Here is a 1,447-nt window from a genome sequence, read left to right as displayed (position 1 = left end):
TGCGACGCGCCGCTCGGCGAACGGATGCGGATCTCGTAGCCGTCGCCGGGCTGGTCACAGGAGGCTGCCGCGGACGAGGACGCCACCGATGGCGACGACGAGCAGGACCGCCATCGGCAGCAGCGCACGCCGCGTGATGTCCCCCACCCGGTCCAGCGCCCCCACCGCCGTCGCTCCGATCAGGACGATGACCGGCGCGATGCTGTTACCGACGTTGGCGCCGGTGGCCTGGGCCGCCACCAGAAGCTCGGGATCGACGTCCACCCGGCCGGCGACTTCGGCCTGAAGAGCCGCGAACAGGGCGTTGGACGAGGTGCTGGAGCCGGTCATGAACGAGCCGATCGCGCCGACCACAGGAGAGAGCGCGGGATATGCCGATCCGGCGGCGTCGGCGATCCCGTCCGCGAGTGTGGTGACCATGCCGCTGTCGACGAGCACCATGGCCAGGGCGCCGAGCAGCAGCGTCGTCGGGGCGGAGCCTGCCACGGCGGACAGCCATGAGCGCGCCACGCGCTTGCTGTCGACGCCGCGCCATAGCCCGACAAGCCGGTACGTGATCCACCCGAGCACGCACGCCAGCAGGATGTAGAACCCGGGGTGGCCGAGCAGCGGGATGGGCAGGTACTGGTCGACCGGCTCGTTGACCCATCCGCGGTCGGTGGCGGTGCGCCCGAAGGACGGCGCCAGCTCGAACCGTTCTCTGACGAAGTCGCGGGAAGGCGGGATGAGGAAGACCGGCAGCACGACGAGGAGCAGGAAGCCGTATGGGGCGAGCACAGTGACCGGTCGCGCCTGCATGGTGTCTGCCGCCGGATCTGGTGCGAGTGCTCCGTCGGGGGACGACGCGAGCTCGTCGTCGCTGTCCGACGCGTCCTCCCCGCCGGGGGGCCGGCCTGTCCGTCGTGCCACTCTCGCCTCGACGAGACGTTTCGCGGTGAGCGTGAGAAGACCGGCGGTCCCGGCGGCCAGGGACGCGATCGCCGGTACGGCCGTCGCCGCGATGACGAGTGTGCCGCCCATAGCCGGCCCCGCGATGATCAGTAGGACCCACCCTTGGCGCAGTCCGCGGAGCCCGTTGTCGATCAGCAGCACCAGCAGCCCGGCGACGACGGCGCTGACCGCGAGCATGGTGGCTGCCGCGAATGCCAGCGTGTCCTGCGAGGAACCGCCGAATCCGGCGGTCAGCGATGCCATGTAGAACGACGAGCCCATCGACCCGAACGTCACCGACCAGTGGTAGCCCACCAGCGGGAGCACCACGGCGCGGACCTTGTCGTATCCGAGCATGAGCAGCAGCGGTGCGCAGACCGCGATCGGAGTTCCGAATCCCGCCACGCCTTGGACGAAGCTCGGGAAGATCCATGCCAGCAGCAGCAACCGATCCGTCCGCCTGGGAAGGAAACGCGCGAACGTCTCGCCGAGCCGGTCCATCCCGGCGGCGTGGGCC

Annotated in this window: 1 protein-coding gene; it reads right to left on the bottom strand. The window is 70.4% G+C overall.

Annotated features, from left to right (window positions below):
• Positions 1-54: 54 nt before the first annotated feature.
• Positions 55-1,447, bottom strand: a 1,393-nt coding sequence (locus tag ELR45_RS23250; protein WP_205857102.1) for an L-lactate permease, incomplete at its 5' end; no start/stop codon positions are given.

It is taken from the genome of Phytoactinopolyspora endophytica (assembly GCF_004138495.1).
GTDB classification, from domain to species: Bacteria; Actinomycetota; Actinomycetes; order Jiangellales; family Jiangellaceae; genus Phytoactinopolyspora; species Phytoactinopolyspora endophytica.
This window is presented reverse-complemented; position numbering and strand designations above follow the sequence as displayed.